At 58.0% G+C, this 17,028-nt stretch carries 21 protein-coding genes and 1 pseudogene; 13 read left to right on the top strand and 9 right to left on the bottom strand.

Going from position 1 to position 17,028, the window contains the following annotated elements:
• The first annotated feature begins 94 nt into the window (after positions 1-94).
• Together WNZ14_RS05860 and WNZ14_RS05855 are read left to right on the top strand one after the other, a co-directional pair.
• Positions 95-1,135 carry a zinc-dependent alcohol dehydrogenase family protein gene (locus tag WNZ14_RS05860; protein WP_342867650.1) on the top strand — a complete coding sequence of 347 codons (1,041 nt, stop codon included), beginning with the start codon at positions 95-97 and terminating at the stop codon, positions 1,133-1,135.
• A gap of 155 nt (positions 1,136-1,290) precedes the next feature.
• Positions 1,291-2,058, top strand: coding sequence for a hypothetical protein (locus WNZ14_RS05855; RefSeq protein ID WP_342867649.1), 768 nt, complete (start codon positions 1,291-1,293; stop codon positions 2,056-2,058).
• Positions 2,059-2,061: 3 nt separating this feature from the next.
• Here the strand turns inward: WNZ14_RS05855 and WNZ14_RS05850 are convergent, their stop codons facing one another.
• Positions 2,062-3,450: an HD domain-containing phosphohydrolase gene (locus WNZ14_RS05850; protein WP_342867648.1), complete on the bottom strand. Its 1,389-nt coding sequence runs from the start codon at positions 3,448-3,450 to the stop codon at positions 2,062-2,064.
• A gap of 155 nt (positions 3,451-3,605) precedes the next feature.
• On the opposite strand from WNZ14_RS05850, the gene WNZ14_RS05845 reads away from it, so the two are divergent.
• Together WNZ14_RS05845 and WNZ14_RS05840 are read left to right on the top strand one after the other, a co-directional pair.
• Positions 3,606-4,154, top strand: coding sequence for an XRE family transcriptional regulator (locus WNZ14_RS05845; protein WP_342867647.1), 549 nt, complete (start codon positions 3,606-3,608; stop codon positions 4,152-4,154).
• A 6-nt stretch (positions 4,155-4,160) separates the two neighbouring features.
• The gene (locus WNZ14_RS05840) at positions 4,161-4,688 is read left to right on the top strand and encodes a GNAT family N-acetyltransferase (protein WP_342867646.1); all 528 of its coding nucleotides are present in this window, start codon (positions 4,161-4,163) and stop codon (positions 4,686-4,688) included.
• A gap of 119 nt (positions 4,689-4,807) precedes the next feature.
• Here the strand turns inward: WNZ14_RS05840 and WNZ14_RS05835 are convergent, their stop codons facing one another.
• Together WNZ14_RS05835 and WNZ14_RS05830 are read right to left on the bottom strand one after the other, a co-directional pair.
• Entirely contained in the window at positions 4,808-5,272 is a 465-nt protein-coding gene (locus tag WNZ14_RS05835; protein ID WP_342867645.1) for a MarR family transcriptional regulator, read from the bottom strand.
• Between the two features lie 460 nt (positions 5,273-5,732).
• A complete protein-coding gene (locus tag WNZ14_RS05830; RefSeq protein ID WP_342868519.1) occupies positions 5,733-6,098 on the bottom strand; it encodes a MarR family transcriptional regulator in 366 nt (121 codons plus the stop codon).
• Here WNZ14_RS05830 and WNZ14_RS05825 point away from each other — a divergent pair.
• The gene (locus WNZ14_RS05825; RefSeq protein WP_342868560.1) at positions 6,054-6,263 is read left to right on the top strand and encodes a hypothetical protein; all 210 of its coding nucleotides are present in this window, start codon (positions 6,054-6,056) and stop codon (positions 6,261-6,263) included. The genes WNZ14_RS05830 and WNZ14_RS05825 overlap by 45 nt on opposite strands.
• Here WNZ14_RS05825 and WNZ14_RS05820 read toward each other — a convergent pair.
• The 3 genes from WNZ14_RS05820 to WNZ14_RS05810 all read right to left on the bottom strand — a co-directional run bounded on the left by WNZ14_RS05820 (position 6,244) and on the right by WNZ14_RS05810 (position 8,763).
• Complete coding sequence (locus WNZ14_RS05820; protein ID WP_342867644.1) at positions 6,244-6,723, bottom strand: MarR family transcriptional regulator; 480 nt, start codon at positions 6,721-6,723, stop codon at positions 6,244-6,246. The two genes, WNZ14_RS05825 and WNZ14_RS05820, sit on opposite strands and share 20 nt — an antisense overlap.
• A gap of 332 nt (positions 6,724-7,055) precedes the next feature.
• Entirely contained in the window at positions 7,056-7,706 is a 651-nt protein-coding gene (locus WNZ14_RS05815) for a hypothetical protein (RefSeq protein ID WP_342867643.1), read from the bottom strand.
• Positions 7,707-7,851: 145 nt separating this feature from the next.
• Positions 7,852-8,763 carry a pirin family protein gene (locus WNZ14_RS05810; RefSeq protein WP_342867642.1) on the bottom strand — a complete coding sequence of 304 codons (912 nt, stop codon included), beginning with the start codon at positions 8,761-8,763 and terminating at the stop codon, positions 7,852-7,854.
• A 264-nt stretch (positions 8,764-9,027) separates the two neighbouring features.
• On the opposite strand from WNZ14_RS05810, the gene WNZ14_RS05805 reads away from it, so the two are divergent.
• Positions 9,028-9,243, top strand: a complete 216-nt coding sequence (locus WNZ14_RS05805) for a hypothetical protein (protein ID WP_342867641.1) — start codon at positions 9,028-9,030, stop codon at positions 9,241-9,243.
• A 25-nt stretch (positions 9,244-9,268) separates the two neighbouring features.
• Here the strand turns inward: WNZ14_RS05805 and WNZ14_RS05800 are convergent, their stop codons facing one another.
• The gene (locus WNZ14_RS05800) at positions 9,269-9,754 is read right to left on the bottom strand and encodes an Lrp/AsnC family transcriptional regulator (protein ID WP_342867640.1); all 486 of its coding nucleotides are present in this window, start codon (positions 9,752-9,754) and stop codon (positions 9,269-9,271) included.
• A gap of 109 nt (positions 9,755-9,863) precedes the next feature.
• Here WNZ14_RS05800 and WNZ14_RS05795 point away from each other — a divergent pair, with 109 nt between their 5' ends.
• The 6 genes and pseudogenes from WNZ14_RS05795 to WNZ14_RS05770 all read left to right on the top strand — a co-directional run bounded on the left by WNZ14_RS05795 (position 9,864) and on the right by WNZ14_RS05770 (position 14,440).
• Positions 9,864-10,079 (top strand): DUF6356 family protein, encoded by a 216-nt coding sequence (locus WNZ14_RS05795; RefSeq protein ID WP_342867639.1) that lies wholly within the window; start codon positions 9,864-9,866, stop codon positions 10,077-10,079.
• Positions 10,080-10,085: 6 nt separating this feature from the next.
• On the top strand, positions 10,086-10,895 hold the full coding sequence (locus tag WNZ14_RS05790; RefSeq protein WP_342867638.1) for a class II glutamine amidotransferase: 810 nt from the start codon (positions 10,086-10,088) through the stop codon (positions 10,893-10,895).
• 448 nt (positions 10,896-11,343) lie between these two features.
• On the top strand, positions 11,344-11,598 hold the full coding sequence (locus WNZ14_RS05785; RefSeq protein WP_342867637.1) for a hypothetical protein: 255 nt from the start codon (positions 11,344-11,346) through the stop codon (positions 11,596-11,598).
• A 320-nt stretch (positions 11,599-11,918) separates the two neighbouring features.
• Positions 11,919-12,296: a response regulator gene (locus tag WNZ14_RS05780; protein WP_342867636.1), complete on the top strand. Its 378-nt coding sequence runs from the start codon at positions 11,919-11,921 to the stop codon at positions 12,294-12,296.
• Between the two features lie 413 nt (positions 12,297-12,709).
• Positions 12,710-12,823: pseudogene (locus WNZ14_RS05775) on the top strand (SEC-C metal-binding domain-containing protein); the annotation flags it as partial.
• A 72-nt stretch (positions 12,824-12,895) separates the two neighbouring features.
• Positions 12,896-14,440, top strand: a complete 1,545-nt coding sequence (locus WNZ14_RS05770) for a hypothetical protein (protein WP_342867635.1) — start codon at positions 12,896-12,898, stop codon at positions 14,438-14,440.
• A 266-nt stretch (positions 14,441-14,706) separates the two neighbouring features.
• On the opposite strand, the gene coaBC is transcribed toward WNZ14_RS05770, so the two are convergent.
• Positions 14,707-16,185 carry a bifunctional phosphopantothenoylcysteine decarboxylase/phosphopantothenate--cysteine ligase CoaBC gene (coaBC, locus tag WNZ14_RS05765; protein ID WP_342867634.1) on the bottom strand — a complete coding sequence of 493 codons (1,479 nt, stop codon included), beginning with the start codon at positions 16,183-16,185 and terminating at the stop codon, positions 14,707-14,709.
• Positions 16,186-16,333: 148 nt separating this feature from the next.
• Here coaBC and WNZ14_RS05760 point away from each other — a divergent pair, with 148 nt between their 5' ends.
• On the top strand, positions 16,334-16,717 hold the full coding sequence (locus WNZ14_RS05760; RefSeq protein ID WP_342867633.1) for a hypothetical protein: 384 nt from the start codon (positions 16,334-16,336) through the stop codon (positions 16,715-16,717).
• A gap of 3 nt (positions 16,718-16,720) precedes the next feature.
• On the opposite strand, the gene WNZ14_RS05755 is transcribed toward WNZ14_RS05760, so the two are convergent.
• Positions 16,721-17,002 carry a plasmid stabilization protein gene (locus WNZ14_RS05755; RefSeq protein ID WP_342867632.1) on the bottom strand — a complete coding sequence of 94 codons (282 nt, stop codon included), beginning with the start codon at positions 17,000-17,002 and terminating at the stop codon, positions 16,721-16,723.
• Positions 17,003-17,028: the final 26 nt, after the last annotated feature.

Raw genomic sequence — 17,028 nt, 5'->3', positions numbered from 1 at the left:
ACATAATTCAAATCAATTCCTCCACTCCCCAATCCCCAAGCCCCAGTGTAAACCTCTCCCCCTGCCCTCCCTTCACAACCCCGGAACCCTCGTCATGAAAGCCATTCTCTACGAAGCCTTTTCCGCGCCGCCCAAGCTGGTCAGCCTCCCGGACCCGACGCCTGAGCCTCATGGGGTGGTGGTTGAGGTGCGGGCGACGGGGGTTTGCAGGTCGGACTGGCATGGCTGGGTGGGGCATGACACGGATATCGAGTTGCCGCATGTGCCCGGGCACGAGCTTGCGGGCGTGATTGCCGCGGTGGGCCGTGATGTGACGCGGTGGCGGGTGGGCGACCGGGTGACGGTGCCGTTTGTCGGTGGCTGCGGGCACTGCCCGGAGTGCCATGCCGGGCATCAGCAGGTGTGCGACAACCAGTTTCAGCCGGGATTTACCCATTGGGGGTCGTTTGCCCAGTTCGTGTCGATCCATCGTGCTGATTTGAACCTTGTGGCGCTGCCCGAGACGCTTGATTTTGCCACGGCGGCCAGCCTTGGCTGCCGGTTCGTCACCTCGTTTCGCGCGGTGGTGGACCAGGGCCGGGTGTCGGCCGGGCAATGGCTGGCGGTGCATGGCTGCGGCGGGGTGGGGCTTTCGGCGATCATGATTGCGGTGGCATCCGGCGCGCGGGTGGTGGCGGTGGATATTTCCGAAGCCGCGCTGGGGCTGGCGCGCGAGCTGGGGGCCGAGGCGGTGATCAATGCTGGCGAAGTGGAGGATGTGGCGGGCGCTGTGCGCGAGATCACCGGCGGCGGGGCGCATGTGTCGCTTGATGCGCTTGGCGCTGTGAGCACGTGCGTGAACTCGATCAATTCCTTGCGCAAGCGCGGGCGGCATATCCAGGTCGGGCTGATGGCCGGCGATCACAGCTTTCCGCCGGTGCCTATGGGGCGGGTGATCAGCCACGAGCTGGAAATCTACGGCAGCCACGGCATGCAAGCGCACCGCTATGGCGCGATGCTGGAGATGATTCTGGCGGGGCGTCTGAGCCCGGAAAAGCTGGTGGGACGGCAGATCTCGCTGGAGCAATCCATCGAGGCGCTGATGGGGATGGACCGGTTCGAGGGCGTGGGCGTGACGGTGGTGACGGAGTTTTAAGCGGGATTTTGTCAGGGTCGCTTCGCAACCAGGGGCTCTGGCCAAACAAGGTCTCTTCCCAATCAAGGTCCTTGGCCAACCAAGGTCCCTGGCCAACTTTCAGGCTCGCGTCACGGGCCGCTGTCCGCCCTCGGGCCGGCAAAGGCGGGCGCGGCATGAACTGGTGCTTGCCCGGCGACGGAGTTGACCGGGGCGCGGCCCTTGCTAGACTGGATCCCGGGCGCTGGACGAGGAGATCGCCGATGTTGAAACCTGTCATCGTTGCCGCGGCCATGACCCTTTGCCTCGGAGGCTTCAACACCGTGTCCGCAGAAAACTCCGCATCGGCAAAATTCAGCTTCAAGCCGCTTTCCGTGCAGGGGCTGGTGATCCGCGACCAGGTCGTCGTGGGTCCGGAATTTCAGGCAAAGCATTCGATCGAGGTTCCGGCGCCGTTCGAATTCAGAGTTCCGCGGATCGAGGGCGTTTTGCGCGCGGCGCTGTTTCCCGAGCAACTCGGCAAGGCCTATATCAAGATCCTCTACGGCACCCCGGAGGAGCAGTTCATCGAGAGCATCCAGTTCAACCCGTTCAAGCTCGATCCCGGGCCGCTGCCACAACGTCAGCAGAAACTGGCCGAATTTATGGAAAACGTCGTGTGGGCGCAGATCACCAATGGCCAGGGCGATCGCAAGCTCGACGCCGTGCGCACCAGAAGACTGGGGCGGTTTGATGCCGTCGAGCTGATCGGCCGCTATGTCGATGTCAAGGACAGCTCCAACGGCACAGTGCTGGCGCGCGTGGTGGCGCTGATGCAGGACGACAGCCCGCACGGCTTGATCGCCACCATCAATATCGCCACCAGCATGGTCGAGGTGGGAAATGATGCCGCGCTCGAAGACACCGTGAGTGCGGATATTCTGGAGAGCGTGGCGTTTCAGTGAGGCTCAGGCCGCGACCGATGCATTGAGCCTGGCGAGGCCTGCCTTGAGCGCTTCAATGCAGGCCGGATCGAAGGCATGGCCTGCGTCCTCATCGAGGATGGAGAGCGCTTTTGAAATCGGCATGGCTGCGCGGTAGGGCCGGTCGGCCGACAGTGCATCAAAGACGTCGGCAACAGTCAGGATGCGGGCCTCGAGACAGATCTCATCGCCCGCCAGACCATAGGGGTAGCCCTTGCCGTCAAGCCGCTCGTGATGGGCGGCAGCAATCGGGGCGATGTCGTTGAAGGCCTCGACGCGGGCAAGGATGGCCTCGCTCAGGACCGGGTGGCGGCGGATCGACTGCCACTCCTCTTCATCGGGCTTGCCAGGCTTGTCGAGCACCTGGTTGGAGACGCCGAGCTTGCCCAGATCATGCAGAAGCGCGGCGCGGCGAAGCCAGCGGCGGTGCGCCTCATCAAGGCCGAGCTCCTCGGCGATCATGTCGGTGTAAAGCGTGACGCGGTTGGAGTGGTCGGCGGTAAACGGGCTCTTGGCGTCGACCACCTCGGCAAAGGCTGCGGCGATGTCGTCGAGATAATCCTCATCCACCGGCTCGGAAGCGCGCGCGGGCTGCATGGCGAAGACCTTTGCCTCGAGATCTGGCTCTGCGAGCGACGGCCAGAAATCAGGCGCGGCCTGGGCTGCGACGAAAGCCTCGACCAGCGCCGGGTCGAACCAGTCACCTGCGCGGGCTTCGGCTTCGCGCAGGGCGGCCGCGACACCACTCTCGTTGTGGAAGATGTCGATCACCTGGGCCAGCAGCGCGATGCCCGAGATCATCGGGATCTCGCCCGCCTTCAGGCCCTCGGGCTTGCCCGATCCATCCCAGTGCTCGTCAAGCGAGAGGATACCGTCCTGGACGGCCTGCGAGAACCGCATCCGGGCCGCAATATCGGCACCGCGATGACAGCGGGTTTCAATTAGGTTGCGGGAAATCTCGCCGCCGTTCTGCAGGATGTTGACGATGGCGCGAATGCGTTCGCTCAAGCCGGATTCAAGCCCGGTCTTGGCGAAAACAAACCGCAGCGCAGAGGAGAGGCTGCCGTCAATGGTCTTGAAGTCGCGCTTGAAGGCAATATCGTCGGCGAGGTAAAGCTCGCAGATCCGGGCAGCATTGCTGGAGCAGCCGAGATCCTTGAGCAGCAGGGTGTAGAAGAGATCCTTGAGCACATCATCGGGCAGGTTCAGCGCCTCACCGATGCGCGTGCCGATCCAGCAGCAGCGGATGCAATGGCCGGCGGGCTGTCCCTCGGTCAGATCCAGTGCATAACTCAGCGCACCGAGCAATTCGGCCAGCTTGAAGGATTGCGGGCGATTGCCTTCCGCTTGGGTCAAGTAAAGGCTTTTGCTCATGGTTCACTCTCGATTGGCGCCCTTTCTTAGCATTCGCCACTTAACAATATTCTAATCAACAGTGCGAACCGGGAGCGTTCACATCCGGCGCTTGACTGCGGCTTCAGAAGTTCATATTCCTTATTCGGGATTTTATCTCGTATTCGGGATTTCAAATGCAAGACCTGAATGAAAGACTGGCGGAGCGGCTCAAGCAGATACGCCTGGCGCGCGGCTGGTCGCTGCAGGAACTGGCTGACGCCAGTGCGGTCAGCCGCTCGACGCTGTCGCGCGTCGAGAATGCCGAAGTCAGCCCAACGGCGGAAACGCTGGGCAGTCTTTCGTCCGCCTACCAGATGACGATATCGCAATTGCTGGCACCGATCGAGGCACCATATGCGCCGCTTGTCCGGAAGAACGAGCAAAGCCTGTGGCGCGATCCCGACAACGGATTTACCCGCAGGGTGGTGTCGCCACCGAGCGCGGGATTGTCAGCGGAAGTGCTGCAATGTGAGCTTTCGGCCTACCAGATGATTTCCTATGCAGCGCCCTCGGTGCCGGGGCATGAGCATCATCTGGTGATGCTGTCTGGCACGCTCACCGTGACTGTTGGCAACGATGAACACCTGCTCGAGGCCGGCGACTGCCTTCGCTACCAGCTGTTCGGACCCTCGAAGTTTCAAACCGGCGTAGACCCGGCATCCTACCTTCTCGTTCTTATGTGAGGCGATATGACCACGATCAGCATTCATACCCTCGCAGCCGATGAACTGGACGCCCATGCAGATGTGCTGGCCGGGATCATGGCGCTGACTGTCAATGACGGGGCGGCGATCGGCTACATGCAACCGTTTTCACAGGCTGACGCGCATGCGTTCTTTACCGGACAGGTTTTTCCAGAAGTCCGGGCAGGCAATCGCCGGCTCCTGGTTGCAAAGCTGAATAGTGAGGCGGTGGGAACGGTGCAACTGATTGTGGCGCTGCCGCCGAACCAGCCGCATCGCTGCGAGGTAGCCAAGATGATGGTGCATCCCGCAGCGCGCCGCAAAGGCATCGGCAGGGCGTTGATGCAGGCACTGGACGGAGAGGCGCGGGCGGCGGGCAAGACGCTTGTAACCCTTGATACGCGCACAGGCGACAAGGCCGAACCGCTTTACAAGGCGTCAGGGTTCAGGACGGCTGGCGTGATCCCCGGCTTTGCGCTTGACCCCGACGGCAAGGCGCACCACGCCACGACCTATATGTACAAGATGCTGTGAGGCCAGCTGCGCCGGTCTGAAAGACGGAACCGGTCATCCTTCATTCGCCAGGATTTATCTGCCCGTTTTTCAGAGTATTACAGTCTTTTCAGACGGTGCAGGAATGCCAAAATTGGTGCTCAGCTTTCGGAGACAGGAACCCGGTTCTCTTCGAGAAGCTGGCGAATTGCAATGAGGTCCGGCAAGGCACGGATCATGCTCTGGCGGTGATCCTCACGCAGAAAACTCCGGAATGTCCTGGAGGAAACATCCATGGCCTCATCATAGAATGTCCGGCCAGCCGGGGTGAGGTACACAAGCTTCGAGCGTGCATCCATTGCGCATGGCCTGATTTGAATGAAACCACGCTGTTCAAGCACTTTCAGCGAATGGCTCATGGTGGCCTTGGTGACCTGCATGGCCTCAGTGAGTGCCTGAGGTGTTTTCTCATCCCCCGACCGCGCCAAGTGCAGAATGATGGCAAAATGGGAGGGATGGACGCCATCAGGCAATATTCTCGCAATCAGCGTGTTGCAAAGCTGATCGATGATGCTGACTTCTCTAAAAAAGGAGAAGACTTCGCTTGGCTTGTTTGCCGGGTTCATTCCGTTCAATTTTCCTTTGTTTTGATCTCCGCGCTCTGTAGAGCCCCGCGGAGCACCCGGATCTTGCAACCAAGTCACTCAATTCTTCGACCTTATCACCTTCAGATCCAATTTAAGCATGGAGATTGCCCGATTGTCTCCCGTTCAGCACACTTCTGCAAGCACAGCGGCATGGCAATCGCCGAAGCGGTTGTGATGCTCTGACGTCGGGCGCCGGTAACCCGGTTGATACATCTGCTCTTCAGGGCAATCTTCGAAAGAAAGGCTTCGCTTTTGATTATGAAGACGAAACCATTTGGGATTTATAAATAGCGAGATCCGATCGAGCTTCTGGCATTTGAGCCCAGGATCGAAACGCCACGCCTCTAAATGGGGGCGCTATGATCACTTTACAAGCTCGAGTTACTGCATCCACCGTGTCGCGAACATGACGACATCTTGAGTGCGACAGGCATAAGCCTCATGGAAAAGGCTCACGGTTTTCATCAAGCAATTTGCGGATCGCGACGAGGCCGGGCAAGGCTTCCTCCATGATCTGGATATGCTCCATGCGTACAAAACGGCTGAAGGTTTGTGCCGCAGCGGTGATCGCTTCCACCTGAAAAGCTCGACCGGCGCCCGTGAGGAAGACCTGCTTGGAACGGGCATCCTCTTCGCAAACCCTGGTTTCAATAAAGCCGCGACTTTCCAGCACTTTGAGCGAGTGGCTCATGGTCGCCTTGGTCACCTGCATGGCGCTGGCGAGGCTCCTTGGCGTTTTTCCGTCACCCAGGCGCGCCAGATGAACGACAATGGCAAAATGGGATGGATGGACACCGTCGGGCAATACCTTGCCCAGCAGCGATGTGCCAAGCTGATCAATAATTGCGACTTCATTGAAGAAGGCAAAAACCTGACCTGGCTGGTTCCCGGGGTTCATTCCGTTCAGGCTCCCTTCCTTTTATCCTCAAACGATCAGCGTGTGCCGAGCGTCAATCGGGCGTGGCGTTAGAGTTTCTATGGAGCAGCTTGCGAATAGTCACAAGGCTTGGAAGCGCTTCGCCCATGATCCGGTAATCTTCTTCCCGGAGAAAGGAGCCAAACAGTCTGGTCAGGGTGCCTATTGCCTGTTTCTGGAACTCGCGCCCGGACTCTGTCAGAAAAACCTGTTTGGAACGCGCATCCGTTGCGCTGGGTCTAGTCTCTATGAAACCGCGCTTCTCAAGCACTGCCAGAGAATTGCTGACGGTTGCCTTGGTCACATGCATGGCGCTGGTAATCTGAAGCGGCGTCTGGCCATCCCCTTTCCTGACGAGATGATTGACGATGTAGAAATGCGACCGATGCAATTCGCCGGGAATACACCTGTCCAGCATCGCTTCGGACAGCTGCACCGTTTCGCAGGCTTCCGTGAAATAGGCGAAAGCCTCCGCCGGGCCATAGTTGGTGTTTCTCAGGCGTTCGACATTCATCGCGTTCACCCCCTGTCCGTATCGCCCCCACTGGCCAGCGCGGGCTGACCGAAATTCCAGACCAAAATCAAGTCCGGATAGCATTTGCACTGTACCCCCGCCGGTTGCAAGTTACCATTCAACCTTGGGCAAAACATACCCATCACTGGAAGGACTAGAAAGCAACCCCTGAGCGGTTCCCGCCCGATTGGCCAGGCATGATCCGGCCCGCGGACCCGGATCTTTCGAGGCCTTCCTCGGCGACACGTCACGTTAATTAGTTCGATATCATACTACATGTCGTTCGATGTCTAACTTACTCGGAGCACTTGCACCGTTGGAACTGAAGTGTTTCAGAGATCAGATTTCGCATTTGAGGGGGCAGCAGAAATGGCTTTGCGGCCGTTGGCCAGCCAGTCGCGATAGGCCTCGGCATCGCCGAACTCCATGAAGCCGGCGAAAGAACCGTGCGGATCCGGCGTACGGCTGGCGTGCTTGATCGGACACCAATAGGCTTCAGTGCGGCCGGCAATCTCGCGCGCATAGGCGATCACGCCATTGCCGTAGCCGCAATAGACGCAGTTGATCTTCTCGATGAAGTTGAGATAGCCGAGGTGCTGGCGGTCGATGACGACATGTTCAGAACGCCGCACCAGATCGATACCGTACACGCGAAAGCAGATGTGTTGGTAGACGGTCACCCAGAGATCAAGCAGGGCCAGCGGGATTGCAAGAGAATAGATGACCGGGGCTGTGAGAACGGTGGCTATTCGGGCGCCGGTGACGTAACGCCACAGACCGCGACGATAGGTCTTCTGTAGAACCTGCATCTCGTGATCAAAGCGAACCTTGCCGCGGTGCATCCGGTAGCGGAATTCCGACCGGCGGTCTTCAAGCTGCCGGTCGAGTTCCTGTTCCAGTTCCTCACGTGCTGCGTGCAGGCGATCCTGAATGTCTTCGAGCAGAGATTTTTCCATGGCGCGGTCTTTCTGGTCACTTGCCATGGAGCCTAGCACCGTTGCCGGCCTGCCGATACGTAACAAGACCCGAAGCCTGCTTGACGCGACAACGGGTGTCAGGTTCAGCGAACAAAAAATGCCGGGACGAGACCCGGCATTTTTTCGTTCAGCTTTGATTGAGCATCTGCGCTTAGTGCGCAGGCCGGATGAAGGTGCCGTTCTGCAGTTCTGTCACGGCCTGGATCAGTTCTGCGCGGTTGTTCATGACGATCGGGCCGTGCCAGGCCACCGGCTCCTTGATCGGCTTGCCGGAGACCAGAAGAAAGCGGATGCCCTGGTCGCCTGCCTGAACGGTGATCTCGTCGCCGGTGTCGAAGACCACAAGCGTGCGGTCGCCCGACATGTCGCGGATCTGGATTTCCTCGCCCTCGACTTCCTTTTCGACCAGCACACCAAACGGCTTGGAGGCATCGCGGAAGCTGCCGGAGCCGGCAAAGATATAGGCAAAGGCCGAGCGGTAGGCGTCGACCTTGAAGGTCTTCTTCTTGCCCGGCGGCACAGAGATGTCGACATAGGACGGTTCGGCGGCGATGCCATCGACCGGACCGCGCTTGCCCCAGAACTCGCCACAGATGATGCGCGCGGCGGTACCGTCGTCATCGATCTCGACCGGGATGTCAGCGGAGGTGACGTCCTGGTAGCGCGGTGCCGTCATCTTCATCGAAGACGGCAGGTTGGCCCAGAGCTGGAAGCCGTGCATCTTGCCGGCGAAATCACCCTTGGGCATTTCCTGGTGCATGATGCCGCTGCCTGCGGTCATCCACTGCACGTCGCCTGCGCCGAGCGTGCCGGTGTTGCCGAGGCTGTCGCCATGTTCGACAGTACCTGCCAGCACATAAGTGATGGTTTCGATGCCGCGATGCGGATGCCAGGGAAAGCCCTTGATATAGTTCTCGGGTTGCGAGTTGCGGAAATCGTCAAACAGCAGAAACGGATCGGTCAACGACGGATCGTCGAAGCCAAATGCGCGCTTGAGATGAACGCCGGCGCCCTCAAGATGCGGCACGGCGGTGGACTGGTGACGGACTGGTCTGATGGACATGGCAGTCTCCTCGATATCGATACCGGCACCAGACGCCGGCAAAGGTTTACGTTGGCTGGAATGTAGCGGCCCGGGCGGCATCATATAAGGGGCTCTGTGGAAACGGATTGTTCAACTTCGCGCGCTTGCCTGCCCAACGCCCTTTTGGGCAAACGCTTGTCTGGCCCCTTGATTGTCTGGCCCCTTGATTGTCCGGCCCCGTGATCTTCCGGAACTCTGAGCCACGCTCTGCGTTGACCTGTCATCACCACAAAGGAGATTGAGATGTCGATCAGTATTGATTCAAAACTTGAAACGGAACTGAGCCCGGAAGAGGTTTCGGACCATGAAACCTTGACGAGGGAAGAAAAGCTCAACCAGCTCAGCAACATGAAGTTTGATCTGGAGCGCCAGAGTGGCCGCGGCACCGCCGATCTCGATCAGGTCGAGGCGCGCATGGCGTCGATCAATCTCGCGATCTCGCGGGCCAAGAACCGCTAATTGGCCTCCGGCTGCCCTTGGCGGTTTAAACTGTTGTCCGCCGCGTCAAAGCCGAAAGCGGAATTGCAGTGGTCTCCTTGATTTCCTCCATGACAAAGGAGGCGGAGACATCGGCAAGCTGAACCTTGGCGATCAGACGCTGATAGAGGCGATCATAGGCCTTGACGTCGAAGACGCGGGCTCGCAGCACATAATCGAGGTCGCCTGAGGTGCGGTAGACGCCGACGATCTCGGGAAACGCGCCCACCGCCTCGCGGAATTTTTTCAGCCACTCCGCATCATGGCTGGCGGCGCGGACAAAAATGAACACCGAGAGGCCGCACCCGGCGGCCTCCGCATCGAGGATGGCGACGCGATCCTTGATCAGCCCTCTCTCTTCCAGAAGCTTGACGCGGCGCCAGCAGGCGTTGCGTGACAGGTTGACCCGCTCGGACAGCGCATCAACCGACAGGGTGCCATCGCGCTGCAGCTGGCTCAGTATTCGGACATCCATATCGTCTATCTGGTGCATGACGGGACATATATCTCAATTTTTTGTTCATATAAAGGATACTTGGGACATTTCTCCCGGTTAATCGGGCTATCCTCTCACAATCGAATTCAAGTGAGGGAAGCACGCCATGTCCAATCAGATCGCCCGCCTGTTCACCAGCCACCCGCAATCGGTCGACGAGACCTATTTCGAGCATCTTGTGTTCGCCGGTAAATTCTCCGGCAAACTGTTTGCCGCCGGCTTCTGCGCGCTTTGCCATGCAGTGTTGCCGTTTACCTTTGAGAAAACTGCAAGCCGTATGATCAACGAGATGCATCACCGGATGCACAACCGGAGCAAATAGAAGCGCATGTGCCGATGGGCCGCCTACCGTGGTATGCCAATTCCGCTGGAGCAGATTGTTTCAGCCCCTGGCCATTCGCTGATCGAGCAATCGCATCACGCCATTCAAGCCAAGACAGCGACCAATGGCGACGGGTTCGGCGTTGCCTGGTATGGCGAGCACAAGGAACCCGGTCTTTACCGGGACGTTCTGCCGGCCTGGTCTGACTGCAATCTTAAGTCTCTCGCCCGGCAGATCCGCTCGCCTTTGTTCCTGGCCCATGTGCGCGCCTCCACCGGCGGTGCGACCAGCCGCGACAATTGTCATCCCTTTGTGCACGGTACATGGTCGTTCATGCACAATGGCCAGATCGCTGGTTTCGAGAAAATTCGCCGACCGATGGAAGCAGCCCTCTCGGACAGGCTCTATTCCGCCCGGCACGGCACCACGGATTCCGAACTGCTGTTCCTGCTGGCGATCGAATTCGGCCTTGAAACTGATCCAGCCGGCGCCTTCGGTGAAGCCATCCGGTTTGCGCTTGCGGAAGCGGCACGGGCCGGTGTGCGGGAACTGGTGCGCTTTACTGCCGCCTTTTCCGACGGCGAGGCGCTGCACGCGATCCGCTATTCCAACGACGAATACGCACCGACGCTTTATTCCGCACCGACCTGCAACAATCAGGGCCATTGCCTGGTGTCAGAACCGTTCAAGGACACCGACACCAAATGGCACGAGATCCCGGCAGGCAGTATAGTCACGCTGAAAGCCGGCGGCATGTCCTCGGCGCGGTTTTCACCGATGCAGGCGGACGCGGTGAAGGTGGCTGAGGTCGCTTGAAGGCAAAAACAGCCTGAAGACGGACTAAAGGGTGCCACGCAAACCACCGCGGCGGTTTAGAACCTTGCTCAGACTTACATGCTGCAGTTACCGTGGCCGTTTTTGGCCCGAACCGGATATTCATGGATCACCCAGCGAACGGCCCACCGAGGCGACCTTAGCCATTGTTGCAGGTTGAAACGACTGCGCTTCTTCTTAGATGATAGCCCTGCGCACAATTGAGGGTGTCGGCCGACTCGAGCCGAACCTCCCAGCGTAAAGCGCTTTATCGAGACTCTCGTGTCGGCAACCTGTTTTTCAAGCCGTGCGAACACTCGAAGCATCTGGCGCAACAGCAGAGCCCGACGGCTTTCACCACCGGTAAGATCGACAAGCCCAACGGCGAGCTTGACCCGCTGGCCCCGACTACCCGGGCTTACAATACTTGCCTCGCAAAGGAGCATCTCCCATGGAAGCCCGACTGATAGCGATCATGTTGCTGGCACCCTTCGCCCTGTTGTTCATCTATTTGGGCATGCAGGAATACCAGCGCTACAAGACTGAGGGACGAGCGAAATACGGGCTTGTCTACGATGAAGAGACCGGTACGACCCATGTGACCGGGATCGCGGAAGACGAGGCAGGATACGACCCCAACGAGTTCGACCCCGGAGACCACAACCAGCGCAAGATCAAGGACGAGACCGACGGCGACAGGGCGTAGAGCATGGAAATCGCGATCAAGACAGAAACTCGCTCTGCCTGCGGTCCTTCTAACTCTCAGCTACAGCCTTCGTCTTGCAACGACGCCGATTGTGGGGCTTGCTCAAGCGTCGTGGACTGTCAATCGAGACGGTCGATGAATACTAAAAAAATGAAGCTCTCGGCCACTGCCGACGTTGGAACCGTCGGGGACGAACAGATTCGGGAGCGCTTGATATTTCTAACAAAGACTCCTTCTGCAAACCGTCTACTTTTCGTCGCTCTGGAACGATATGTCCGGAACGCCGTTGAAGTGTGCGCAAATAGGCCAAGGGGAGCATTATGAAAAAAACAGTACTTTTGATAGAAGACGACCCGCTGATACTTATGGATGTCGAAGCGACACTCATTGACGAAGGTTTCGAGATCATCACTGCCGAGAGCGGGACGCTCGCTATAGAAACCTTCGACGCTGAAGCTTCCCGCATCGACGCAATTGTGACCGATATCAGGCTTGGCTCAGGCCCCAACGGTTGGGACATTGGTCATCATGTTCGCGAAGCGGTGCCGAATATGCCATTGGTTTATATGAGTGGCGACAGCTCGCAAGAGTGGGAAGCTCAGGGCGTACCAAACAGTATTATGGTGCCTAAACCCTTCGTGCATGCGCAGATAATAACGGCCCTAGCCACATTGATGAACAACCCCGATCAGAATTGAGCCTTTGCGCCATCAGACGAAAGAAAATCAGTCTCAAATAGACGCATGACGATCAGACCAGTATGTCGTGTCTCTGAAGTTTTTTAAACTATGGCAATTGCCGCTTCAGTGAGGCTTGGCGAGATATGGGGAACGGCTGCTCCGCCCGCTTGAGACGTCTGCTGGATTCTACCGCACAGGCGCTCACGGTCCAGAGCTGCCCTTCGGGTCGTTCATATCACGCGACTGCTTTGCGCCCCCATTCCTGCCATTTCGGAACCCACCACTTTGTCCTTTAGGCTGCCGGTCAGCCGATCGTTTGTATCATCTTGAATGGGTTTGTTTGCGGACCGTCGGCTTTTGGACCCGCTTACATATTCTTGACGGTGCGATGAAAGATGAATCTTCGCGTCTTCGATTGACCTGATTGTAGTATAGCCGCTTACTCACTTGCAAATTATCGTATTGGAGAAGCGCAACTGGCAAAAACGGGAAGAAACGAACCCTGTCCATGCGGGAGTGGCCTGAAGTACAAGCGGTGCCACGGAACGCTCACGCCTAACAATAAGGGGCCTTCGCGTCCTCGGATATCTATCGAAGAAATAGAGCGACTATTTCGGATGAAGGGCGAACAGGAAAAGCTGCGAGAAAGGCAGCAAGGCCAGGGCAAGCCAATCATTACAGCCGCTGTTGGTGAGCGCCGAATTGTGGCGGTCGGCAACACCATATTGCATTCGGAAAAATGGAAGACGTTTGAAGACTTTCTATTTACCTATCTCAAAATGAAGTTGGGCACAGAGTGGGGCAATGCCGAACTTGCGAAGCCCCTCGCTGAGCGTCACACCATCCTGCAGTGGTATGACGAAGTCGCTCGGCTGCAACTGGACTGCATCGCCCTCCCTGGTGAAATCACCGCAACACCAGCCACGGGCGGAGTCATTTGCTACCTTGGACTAGCCTACAATCTCTACATACTAGACCACAATAGTGAGCTGCAGGAACGCTTTCTATCGCGCGTTCGAGACCCCAAGAATTTTCAAGGCGCATACTACGAGCTGATCGTAGCGAGTATTCTGATTAGAGCAGGGTTCACTTTGGTCCTCGAAGACGAGGCCGATCTCAACAGCAAGCATTGTGAGTTCTCCGCAGTGTCCAGAACCACGGGCAAAAAATACTGGGTAGAGGCCAAAATGCGGGCGGTCGAGGGCCTGTTTGGTAAGACCGCTCAAGACGGCGTTAGGGGCACTGAGCGCGATGCTACGGGCAACATGACGGCCCATATCAAGGCTGCACTGCTTAAGCCAGCAGAGGATGAGCGACTGATCTTCGTTGACCTCAACGCCGAAGTACACGACGTCGACGGCGTTCCCGATTGGGGGCCTATGGCCGTCAGGCGCCTGGAAGCAAAGGAGCGTGACCTGCAGGAAGGCCAAACAGCATACGTTTTCGTCACCAATCTTCCCTTTCACAGATACATATCGAGCACTGCCTTTAACCGTCAGGCACTAGCATATGGCTTGGGGATGCCCGACTTCAGCAAACCAGCGCGCCGAACGTTGATCGAGACTTACAAGCTCAAGCAGAAGCATATTGATGCGCACGAGGTCATGGACGGCCTTCAAAGCTATCCAGTCTTCCCCGATACGTTCGAAGGCGGGCTCCGTTCAGATGCTTCGAACCGAAACATCAAGATAGGCGAGACCTACCTGTTTACTGACCTCGGGGAGCCGCCTGGAACGGTCGGTACGGTGACCACTGCTGTAGTCAATGAAGCAGAGGCTAAGGCAATGGTGGCGATCTCAACGCCCGACGGAAAAAACCTGATCATCGCCCAGCCGATGTCAGCCGACCAGATAGCTGATTACAAGAGACACCCAGACCTGTTCTTCGGGGAAGAAAGCCGAAACGGCGGCAACATCGATGACCCGTACTTACTGTTTGAGTGGATGCTCAAGAGTTATTCGAAGACTCCGAAGGAGCGCCTTCTGGAATTTATGGTGGGGTCTAGTGATATTGATCGCCTAAAGCTGATGACGCAGGAGGACCTTGCATTGATTTATTGCGAACGGATGGTCTTCAATTTCTTGTCTTCCCATGCGCCCGAAAAGCTCAACCAACCTGGTGACGACCCTTTCCGCTATACAAGGAAGCTTCGTCCTAGGTAGTGCTCCTCAGTAATGATCCGCTTGCAGGTAGCAAAATTATTCGCGTGGATGGCCGCAATTGGGTCGGCTGCAGAACGGCGGCTTACAGAGTTTTTCCGCCAGAACCGGACTGTCAGCAGACGGCCCCATTTCAGCCGTTCTCGAAGAAGTAAAAAAGAGTCCGCTCTCCGCCCGTTCCAGGCATTGTTGTAATTCAAAGCCACTGTGGCTTTGTCAGCGACTTGGATGGTCGTCGTTCCTCTAGTTGAAGTCCTTCGCTCACGCTTTCAGGCCATCCTCTCGGCTATCCTCGCCGCCAGCCGTTCTGCGACTTCGTCCTTGCTCAGATCCGGCCAGTCTTCGACGCCATCTTTTGACACGATGCGGACGCGATTGCGGTCGCCGCCCATGATGCCGGTGGCGGGGGAGACGTCGTTGGCGACGATGAAATCGGCGCCCTTGCGGGCAAGCTTGGCCTGGGCGTTGGAGACCACATCGGCGGTTTCGGCAGCAAAGCCCACGACCAGTTGCGGGCGGCTGGCATGGTGGCCGATCGTCTTGAGGATGTCGGGGTTTTCGGTCAGCTGAAGCGGTGCAGGGCCTTCGCCTTCCTTCTTCTTGATCTTGTTTTCGGCTGCAGAGGCAACGCGCCAGTCGGCGACGGCTGCGACGAAGACGGCGATGTCGGCAGGCAAGGCCGATGTCACGGCTTCCAGCATGTTGGCCGCACTCTCGACATGGACGACATGCACGCCGGCCGGATCGGGGATCGTCACCGGGCCGGAGACCAGCGTCACGTCTGCGCCAAGGCGGGCGAGGTGCGAGGCGATGGCGTGGCCCTGCTTGCCGGACGAGCGGTTGGCGATGTAGCGCACCGGGTCGATCGGCTCATGGGTCGGGCCGGAGGTGACGATGGCCTTTTTGCCGGCGAGCGGCTTTGGGCTGTCATCAAGCAACGCTTCGATAGCAGCAACAATCTGCAAGGGTTCGGCCATGCGGCCCTGCCCGGCCTCACCGGATTCGGCCATTTCACCAGCCATCGGGCCGATGAAACGGATGCCGTCGCGTTTCAGCGTTTCGACATTGCGGCCAGTGGCGGGATGGGCCCACATGGCGGGGTTCATGGCGGGCGCAATCAGCACAGGCTTGTTGGTGGCGAGAAGCACAGTGGAGGCCAGATCACCCGCCAGGCCACCCGCCATCTTTGCCATCAGGTCTGCGGTGGCAGGCGCAACGCAGATCAGATCGCAATCGCGCGCCAGCCGGATATGGCCGACATCCTGCTCATCCTCGCGCGAGAACAGGTCAGTATAGACATGATCAGCCGCAAGCGCGCCGACGGCCAGCGGGGTGATGAACGCCTGCGCACCGGATGTCATGATGGGCCTGACTGACGCGCCGCGCTCGCGCAGCCGGCGGATCAGATCGAGCGATTTGTAGGCGGCGATGCCACCCGAGATGATCAGGAGGATGCGTTTGTCGGACAGGGTCTTTCCGACCGTGGAGAGAGGCGACGGCGCCATGTCTCCACGCGGCGCCACATCAAGCTCGATACCGCCAAGCGGCTCGACCAAGGCACGGACGCGTTTATAGAGCGATCCACTGTCCGCTTCGTCTTCGTCAGTTACAGTGGGTTCATCTCCGCCTTCGAGATCGGTCAGTATGACCCGCATCTCCTCTTCCATGGAGCGCCCGTTTTTCGCCGCACGCTCACGGAGTCGCTGCTTGGTCGTTTCGTCAAGATTTCGGATCGTGAGGCTTGCCATGGGCTACTCGCAGAGAGAGAATGATTTCATTGCAATCATATTTATGATTATCTGCCGTCCATGCAATCTTTTTATCGCGTTCAGGCGAGACCCTGTGATTTCGCCAGCATCGCTGCTACTCCAAGAGAAATGGTAAGAGGATCGAGCAATGGGAAAATATGGCGAAGCCGCGATCAGCGCCGTGCATCTTCTCGCAAGGAATGAAGCGATGCCTCCACGATTGGCTTGGGCGACCGCAGTCCGGGATATTTTTCCAAGCAGTCAATCATCACAATTGAAAGGATGTCCCCGGGACGCTTTTCTCGCGCTCTGCGGACTTGGTGCGGTTCGAAACGTTACAGCGGGACCCTACACTCGCTCGATCAAAAACAGAGTTTACGTCGAGCGCGCTTTGGCGGCGATCCGCTCGGATTCATCACTTGCAGACGATGAGAAAGCTCTATGGCTGATAGCCATTGGCAATCAGAGAAAAGTCCACAACTCGCAAATGGACGTAGTATCCACGTTGTTCCTAAATGGGTACATCGAATAGCTCCTATTCGTCGTCCAACCAGTCAAAAACCGGACTCTCACCCGCAACCATGGTGCGTGGAGGCGTCTCAAGATCAAAGGCACCGTATTTCTCGCGCAAGGCCATGACCCGATCATAGAAAGTTTCGCCATCGGGCTTTGCCGAAGCTTTCCCGTCACCTTCGTTCACAGATTTCCTCAAAAGCACGAGCGCCTCTTCCTCCATGGACACGCCATGGCGGGCGGCACGTTCGCGTAGCGCCTGCTTCACAGAGTCATCGAGATTGCGAATGGTCAGTGTTGCCATGATGAACCTCCCGGCCAGAGATCGTC

This window comes from Hoeflea sp. AS60 (assembly GCF_038900115.1).
GTDB lineage: Bacteria > Pseudomonadota > Alphaproteobacteria > Rhizobiales > Rhizobiaceae > Hoeflea.
This window is presented reverse-complemented; position numbering and strand designations above follow the sequence as displayed.

Bases quoted from the DNA above. Each gene is read 5' to 3' on its own strand.
- WNZ14_RS05840 (WP_342867646.1), top strand. From the start codon at position 4,161: ATGACCACGATCAGCATTCATACCCTCGCAGCCGATGAACTGGACGCC.
- WNZ14_RS05780 (WP_342867636.1), top strand. From the start codon at position 11,919: ATGAAAAAAACAGTACTTTTGATAGAAGACGACCCGCTGATACTTATG.
- WNZ14_RS05835 (WP_342867645.1), bottom strand. From the start codon at position 5,272: ATGAACCCGGCAAACAAGCCAAGCGAAGTCTTCTCCTTTTTTAGAGAA.
- WNZ14_RS05820 (WP_342867644.1), bottom strand. From the start codon at position 6,723: ATGAATGTCGAACGCCTGAGAAACACCAACTATGGCCCGGCGGAGGCT.
- coaBC (WP_342867634.1), bottom strand. From the start codon at position 16,185: ATGGCAAGCCTCACGATCCGAAATCTTGACGAAACGACCAAGCAGCGA.
- WNZ14_RS05810 (WP_342867642.1), bottom strand. From the start codon at position 8,763: ATGTCCATCAGACCAGTCCGTCACCAGTCCACCGCCGTGCCGCATCTT.
- WNZ14_RS05755 (WP_342867632.1), bottom strand. From the start codon at position 17,002: ATGGCAACACTGACCATTCGCAATCTCGATGACTCTGTGAAGCAGGCG.
- WNZ14_RS05825 (WP_342868560.1), top strand. From the start codon at position 6,054: ATGAACGACAATGGCAAAATGGGATGGATGGACACCGTCGGGCAATAC.
- WNZ14_RS05845 (WP_342867647.1), top strand. From the start codon at position 3,606: ATGCAAGACCTGAATGAAAGACTGGCGGAGCGGCTCAAGCAGATACGC.
- WNZ14_RS05790 (WP_342867638.1), top strand. From the start codon at position 10,086: ATGTGCCGATGGGCCGCCTACCGTGGTATGCCAATTCCGCTGGAGCAG.
- WNZ14_RS05815 (WP_342867643.1), bottom strand. From the start codon at position 7,706: ATGGCAAGTGACCAGAAAGACCGCGCCATGGAAAAATCTCTGCTCGAA.
- WNZ14_RS05785 (WP_342867637.1), top strand. From the start codon at position 11,344: ATGGAAGCCCGACTGATAGCGATCATGTTGCTGGCACCCTTCGCCCTG.
- WNZ14_RS05795 (WP_342867639.1), top strand. From the start codon at position 9,864: ATGTCCAATCAGATCGCCCGCCTGTTCACCAGCCACCCGCAATCGGTC.
- WNZ14_RS05855 (WP_342867649.1), top strand. From the start codon at position 1,291: ATGAACTGGTGCTTGCCCGGCGACGGAGTTGACCGGGGCGCGGCCCTT.
- WNZ14_RS05800 (WP_342867640.1), bottom strand. From the start codon at position 9,754: ATGCACCAGATAGACGATATGGATGTCCGAATACTGAGCCAGCTGCAG.
- WNZ14_RS05850 (WP_342867648.1), bottom strand. From the start codon at position 3,450: ATGAGCAAAAGCCTTTACTTGACCCAAGCGGAAGGCAATCGCCCGCAA.
- WNZ14_RS05860 (WP_342867650.1), top strand. From the start codon at position 95: ATGAAAGCCATTCTCTACGAAGCCTTTTCCGCGCCGCCCAAGCTGGTC.
- WNZ14_RS05760 (WP_342867633.1), top strand. From the start codon at position 16,334: ATGGGAAAATATGGCGAAGCCGCGATCAGCGCCGTGCATCTTCTCGCA.
- WNZ14_RS05770 (WP_342867635.1), top strand. From the start codon at position 12,896: ATGAAGGGCGAACAGGAAAAGCTGCGAGAAAGGCAGCAAGGCCAGGGC.
- WNZ14_RS05805 (WP_342867641.1), top strand. From the start codon at position 9,028: ATGTCGATCAGTATTGATTCAAAACTTGAAACGGAACTGAGCCCGGAA.